4 protein-coding genes and 1 rRNA gene are annotated in these 5,150 nt (G+C 29.6%); 1 reads left to right on the forward strand and 4 read right to left on the reverse strand.

The genetic code is table 11. The features are described from left to right. Nucleotides 1–87: ribosomal RNA gene (gene rrf, locus Q0625_RS11305) — 5S ribosomal RNA — on the forward strand; the annotation flags it as partial. Nucleotides 88–1,368: 1,281 nt separating this feature from the next. On the opposite strand, the gene Q0625_RS11310 is transcribed toward rrf, so the two are convergent. From Q0625_RS11310 to Q0625_RS11325, 4 genes are all read right to left on the reverse strand, one after another. Next, nucleotides 1,369–2,091 carry a hypothetical protein gene (locus tag Q0625_RS11310; protein ID WP_298827298.1) on the reverse strand — a complete coding sequence of 241 codons (723 nt, stop codon included), beginning with the start codon at nucleotides 2,089–2,091 and terminating at the stop codon, nucleotides 1,369–1,371. A gap of 40 nt (nucleotides 2,092–2,131) precedes the next feature. Further along, complete coding sequence (locus Q0625_RS11315) at nucleotides 2,132–2,788, reverse strand: SH3 domain-containing protein (RefSeq protein WP_298827301.1); 657 nt, start codon at nucleotides 2,786–2,788, stop codon at nucleotides 2,132–2,134. A gap of 253 nt (nucleotides 2,789–3,041) precedes the next feature. Continuing rightward, a complete protein-coding gene (locus tag Q0625_RS11320) occupies nucleotides 3,042–3,530 on the reverse strand; it encodes a hypothetical protein (protein ID WP_298827304.1) in 489 nt (162 codons plus the stop codon). 630 nt (nucleotides 3,531–4,160) lie between these two features. Continuing rightward, nucleotides 4,161–5,012, reverse strand: coding sequence for a hypothetical protein (locus Q0625_RS11325; RefSeq protein ID WP_298827307.1), 852 nt, complete (start codon nucleotides 5,010–5,012; stop codon nucleotides 4,161–4,163). Between the last annotated feature and the right edge of the window lie 138 nt (nucleotides 5,013–5,150).

The raw sequence follows: 5,150 nt of genomic DNA on the forward strand, positions 1-5,150 counted from the left end.
CACCTCTTACCATTCCGAACAGAGCAGTTAAACCTTTTAGCGCAGATGGTACTACACTTGTTGTGGGAGAGTATGTCGCCGCCTTCTTATAAAGAGCAATTCTGATATAGAGTTGCTCTTTTTTTATTTAATGTTTAAGTTGCGCTTTTTTGTCAAAAGGCTTTATAGTATTTTATACTTTTGAGTAGGTATAGAGTAGGAAAAATCTGGTGGCATATTTCTTGTGGGCTATGAAATGTATAGGTTGTGTGACCACACCAGTGAATTGGGGAGAAATAGGATACAAGTAACTCTCTTGAACGGAGATTTGAAAAGATTCATTAGTACATCTAAACAGTATAAAAATCAATGGATGTTATAATACAATTAAACAAAAAACTAAAGGATATATAAAAATCCAGAAGAAACATTTATTCAAATAGTTGAAGATACAAAAGGTAACTGTTTTAGGATAGAAGATACCAGTAATACAGACTACTTAACAGAAAAAATACTTCATTTGATAGAGTTAGCTATTGACTATAAAACAGGAATCTTTTTCTTTTTTTGAAATTATAAGGTAAGGGGTAATATTCCAGATGTGTTGTTAAAGAAGAGTTGTTACGTACTGTGTCATCTTTCTTAAAAGGGTTCAATAAAAAAGTCTTTTTTTATTTTTCTGTTGGGTTGTTTTCCACATGAAAGATGGTAGATAGTAGGTTGTATGTGAGGAGCGGATATCCTCACTCTGCAATCTCCTTTAAAAAAAAGTTTATAATAACCTTTGTCATTGGTTTTAACGTCGTACTTTATAGTGTCAGGAGTGGTTTCTATATATTCAATAGAAAGTTTATAATTTTTTATAATATTCTTCTGTTTATCATATACTGTCCCCTCTATAGTTCTTCCGCAAGGGGTTTCATATACAAATAAATAATAACTATAGGCTGCTACTATCACAAGAAAAATGATATAGAAGAAGAAAGAAATCTTAATTATTTTATTGATTATATGATTCATAACTGATTGTAGAAGATGGTGCAATGGGTGCTTTTTTGAGTGATTTCCTGAGAGTAAAGAAAAGTGTGACTATCGGTTGAGTATATTGATATGCTTGCGCTATTCTCAAGAAATATTTTAAAATACCCCTTGTTGTTCGTTCTAATGGTGTAGGTTGTTTCACCTTCTTTATAGGATGTATTCTCTAACAGAAACTCACAATTCATTATGGGATTATGTTTTTCATCATATACATATATTTCTATTGTTGCATCGCGAACATCCCTATCCATATAAAAGTAAACAAGAGTAAAACCCACTATAAAAAACATAGAGAGTAGATAGATAGCTATTTTAATTATGTTAATCAAGGTGTTTTTCATTTTTTCTTCAATACCTAAATTCCTCCCAACCATATTGCCAATATTTAGGAGTTGGATAGAAAGTTCCATCACCCCCATCAAAATCTCCAGAGCAAGGAATACGATATTCTCCCCAAGAGGCTACCGAAGTTTTTTTAGTTTTATAACTTGTCCAAGTACCAAAAAATTGGTAATTTCTTTCACCATCAGTATAAAAGAAAATGTTAGAATATATAGGTTTTTTATTAGCTTCTTTACTCCAAAGCACAAGCATTTCCCCCTTAAAAACACCTGTTGCAGAAAGTTTTTCATCTTCTGCTAATTGGTATGAAAAAGTAGAAAACCCCTCAATATCTCCGTTTTTAAGAGGTTCTTCAAAGGTAGGTTTAGTAAATTTGTAATGAGACTGCAAAGAGAAAGTTCCTTTGAAAGTTCGTTTGTTTTTGTTCATCACAGTGCTAAAACCCTCTACCTCATATACATCTTTGTTTTCTTCACTCTTCTTTATGGAAGTGAAAGTAATGCGCAAGTGTTTGCGATTTACCCCTATGAATCCTAAAAAATTATCTTTTTTACCATTTAAAACTTGCAACATATCAAGATGAATGTTGTATTTTTCATAAGGTACATTATGTGTTGTTCTCTCTATGACATCTTTAAATGTACAAGGTTGTGCATACATTGTGCTACATAGCAACACTAATGTATAACAAAACCATCTGTTTAGTGCGGGGAACAATAATTTCTTCATATTTTATACGATAACTTTTTTGTGTTTCTCATAGGAGATTTTATCTCTTTTTTATTCTACTCTTGTGGATATAGCCTATTTCATTGTCTCTTGTCATTACTTGCCACCAATCTCCCGTGGTATCCAGTACCTCTATTTTTTCACCCGATTTTATTGTACCTAAAATTTTAGATGAAGTACTCTTGCCTTCTCTCAAGTTGGTATAACCATCAGGGTCAGAGATGTAATAGAGAGGATAAGCCTTTAAGTATACTTCAATCCTTTCCTTGTCAGATTTTGATATTTTAGGGTCTTTGAGAATTTTCAATATGATTTTTTTTACTTCTAAATCCCCCTTGTCTACAAGATAAGAAAAACGCGGTCCATCAACATAATGATATTCTTGATATTCATCTTTAACGTCTTCTAAAGCATATTCATATAGGGAAATGCGAGCTTCCTCTAATTCCTTTAACTTTTGATTGAGATTTTTGTCGTTTTTAAATAGCATCTTCATTTTTTGCTTTAGAGTAGCATTATCTGAATCCCAATTCCACAATTCATCAAAATAACTATGAGGTGCTACTTTAACTTTATTAGAGTTTTTATATAGAAACTCTAATAATTCCTTATCAGATTCACTTATGGAAAGCTCTTTATGCTGTGCTTTGCATTGGAGCGTACAGCAAATAAATAGTATCAATAGTATTTTTTTCATTTTATTATATTTTCCTTTGTTATTTCATCAAAGTTTCTTGTTAGATTGCTCTTCAGCTATTTTTCTAACAAACTATCTTGTTTTATTGTATCAAAAAAGGGAATAGTAAGTTCTAACAAAGTATAATTGACAGAGATATTGGTATCTATATACTGATTTGCTTTTTCTGTACCATTAAAATGATATAATATACTTAGCTTTTAGGCAAGATGATGATTTTCATTTATCGAGCTATTATTTTAAATTTTAACAATTATTCTTTCTTATAAGGAATAGCTAAATTTTTATCTATGTATAAGAACTGTTCACCATAGTGTTTACTGCTTATTTTTATATTATTCACTTTATAATTTTTTATATATATAAACTCCCTCTTTGAAAGCATTGTATAAACAGTTTCTTTTATAATCTCAAACTCAGAAATGTTATATAACAATGAATCATTAATTATAAGTCTATATGATGTTTTTGGTTGAAGTGTCCATCTTAATTTTATATATAACGTATTAGCCTCGTAAGTGGCATTTCTATCATAGACTCTAACTTCTTTTATTTTCTGTGGCTTAGTACGCCCCAAAGAGTCTATTGCATAGAGTTGTATTCCCTTTCTATCTACAGCTTTTTCACCCCAATCTGTGATGTAAACTATTGAAGTAATCTTATAGCTTTCTTTGTCTTGAGTGATTTTACAAGAAACTAATAGGAGTAGCCCTATAAAAATTATAAGTACATTTTTTTTCATAATCATTTCATTCTTATATAACTATAAACTTATTTAACGTGAGTTCGATATACAAAAGCTCTCACGGATTGAGTCTTTTTTATTCTAAAACTTTATACCTTCCTGTATATGTGTTAGCAAGATATTATGTCATACTCACCTCAAAGTAGATATAATAGGAAAAATGACAGAAAAAAAGTTATTAGATATAAAAAAAATAGCATTATCTTTTTTATATATTCCTTTTTTACAAAAACAAGAGTTAGTATGTAAATTATTGGATAAAATAAGCATAGAAAGAAATATATTCCACATAAAACCCGATAAGGTTCATAAATAAAATCATTCTTCTTTTCTATACGGAAAAAACTTACTACAAAGGTTGCCATGAGAAAAAACAGAAATACAAAAATCTGAATATCTATCCTCTTCAGACAATAAGAGAGAATTTCTTTTGTCTTAAGCTTTTGGAACTTCTTCATTTAAAAAACCGAATATTAAATAGTTGCAAATCTTGTAAAACCTAAATCATTTACATTTCCCAAATACTAACCTGCCATTTTATATCATTTTTGTTTTTAGGGGCATAAGTTCTTTACGCTCTATTTTTTCCCATCTGCCGAATTTTATTGCCATAATATTTGTAATGTTTTAAAAACAAGGCTCTTTTTTGTTAAACAAACAATAAGGAAATCGGACATCAACACTATCTTTTATAGAGTATGTTTTTACACTATCTATTGTCCCTTCTCGATTGTAATATTTCCATTGTCCAATTTTATAATTATGTTTAATTTCTCCCTCTTCTTTTACGCCAACTATTTCATTTTCGGCATTGTAATAATACAATTTCCAATAGCCTGAACCCTCTGAAAAAAAATATCTTAATTGGCTATGCCCTACACATTTTTCATACACATTACTATTTTTTATATAGGGGACTGAAATATTGTCAATCAATTCAGAAAGATTACCTTCTCTATCATATATATAAACAATTGAAGCAAAGGGCAAATCTTCTTTATAACTCAAATCAACGCTATACATCCTACTTTTATCAAAATTCAATTCATACTTTGTTGTTCCATTTTCCATATATAAAAAAAACTGTGATAAAAGTTGCCTTTTTGTTTTTCTATTTATAATAGTTCCTTTATCTACAAAATAATTGTGTAAAAAATCTTTTTTTGAAATTTCTAAAGTAGCCTCAAAGCTCTTTATCTCTTTCCCTGTTAGTTTATTTTTAAGTAAAGATTTTTTACTAAGGTATGTATAATCTAAAAAACGATTTTCTATATCAGTATATTCTGGTAAGATTATTATTGAATTAGTATAATCTATTTCATATTTTGAGTTCCTTTGTCCTGAATAAATCAATGAGTTTAGTTCATCAGACACCTCTTCTGCTGTTTTTTGCTTTATATAGCAAGCACTAACTAGGCACACACTAATTATTAGTGATAATAATTTAGTACTTCTTCTTGCATTATTCTTATCTGGCATATTAAACGTGTTTAAACTTTTTGAGGAACTTGGGGATAAACCCTAATAGGAGCATTCCAATCCAAGTTACATCAAGATACTTGTATCTCATTATCAAACCTTTATATCCGTCAAGCCAACCATTTGCTTGTTCAATTT

It is taken from the genome of uncultured Capnocytophaga sp. (genome assembly GCF_938029845.1).
In the GTDB taxonomy this organism is placed as follows: Bacteria; Bacteroidota; Bacteroidia; order Flavobacteriales; family Flavobacteriaceae; genus Capnocytophaga.

Excerpts from the sequence above, each read along its gene's own strand:
- Q0625_RS11315 (WP_298827301.1), bottom strand. The coding sequence starts at position 2,788 with ATGAAAAAAATACTATTGATACTATTTATTTGCTGTACGCTCCAATGC.
- Q0625_RS11325 (WP_298827307.1), bottom strand. The coding sequence starts at position 5,012 with ATGCCAGATAAGAATAATGCAAGAAGAAGTACTAAATTATTATCACTA.
- Q0625_RS11310 (WP_298827298.1), bottom strand. The coding sequence starts at position 2,091 with ATGAAGAAATTATTGTTCCCCGCACTAAACAGATGGTTTTGTTATACA.
- Q0625_RS11320 (WP_298827304.1), bottom strand. The coding sequence starts at position 3,530 with ATGAAAAAAAATGTACTTATAATTTTTATAGGGCTACTCCTATTAGTT.